Consider the following 872-nt stretch of genomic DNA (forward strand, 5'->3'; position numbering starts at 1 on the left):
CGGCGGGCCGGGCGGCGGCCCGCCGCCGCTCCCGGGCCGCGTGCCAGCGCGCGACGACCTCGTCGGCGTCGAGCCTGCGGATCGGCACGCGCGGGCCCATCGGATGGCGCATGTGGTCGACGACCCGGGAGTTGACCTCCTCGACGTGCTCGCGCACGCGGCGCTCGTCGACGAAGCGGGTGACGGTCTCGTCGATCCGGTCCAGCTCCCTGCGCAGCTGGAGCGACGGCGGCAGCATCGCGTCGCCCGGGACGCCCTCCCGCTCCAGGTAGCCGCGGATCCACCAGTTCTCGTCGACCGGGCCGATCCGTCCCGCCCCGGGCAACGGCTTGCCCTTGCCGGGCAGGTCGTCGAAGTCGCCCCGCTCGACGGCCTCCCGGATCGTCCGGTCGACCGGTGACTCGAACCGCGGGTCCACACCGTTCATGGCTGCACCACCCCGTCGCGAGGTTACCGGCGAGCGCCGTTTCCTGTCGGTGGTCGGGTGCACACTCCGCGCCATGACGACGACACCCGCGACGCCCCCCACCACCGACCGTTCCCGCGCGCTGGACCTGGCGCGCCACTACCCCGGCCGGCGGGTGGGGCACGTCGCCGCGCAGCAGCGGAGGGCGGGATTCCCCGACCGCAACTGGCGCCTCGGCGCCGACGGCGAGCAGCGCACCGCGCACCTGCTGACCGCGCTGACCGGGCGGACCCGCCGGGACCGGCTGCTCGGCAGGCCCGCGGCGTGGCAGGTCCTGCACTCGGTCCCGCTCGACGGCGGCGCCGCCGACCTCGACCACGTCCTGATCGGGCCACCCGGCATCTGCGTCGTCGGCACCCGCCACCACCGCGGCCGCTCCCTGCTCCTCGACGGCGATCGGCTGGTC

At 76.0% G+C, this 872-nt stretch carries 2 protein-coding genes; one reads left to right on the forward strand and one right to left on the reverse strand.

What is annotated here, in order from left to right; translation table 11 throughout:
- Positions 1-427: DUF1992 domain-containing protein (locus GTW08_RS30790; protein WP_161152900.1), on the reverse strand; the 427-nt coding region annotated here is incomplete at its 3' end.
- A 73-nt stretch (positions 428-500) separates the two neighbouring features.
- On the opposite strand from GTW08_RS30790, the gene GTW08_RS30795 reads away from it, so the two are divergent.
- On the forward strand, positions 501-872 hold a 372-nt coding region (locus GTW08_RS30795; protein WP_161152901.1), incomplete at its 3' end, for a nuclease-related domain-containing protein.

The organism is Pseudonocardia sp. SID8383 (genome assembly GCF_009864975.1).
GTDB lineage: Bacteria > Actinomycetota > Actinomycetes > Mycobacteriales > Pseudonocardiaceae > Pseudonocardia > Pseudonocardia alni.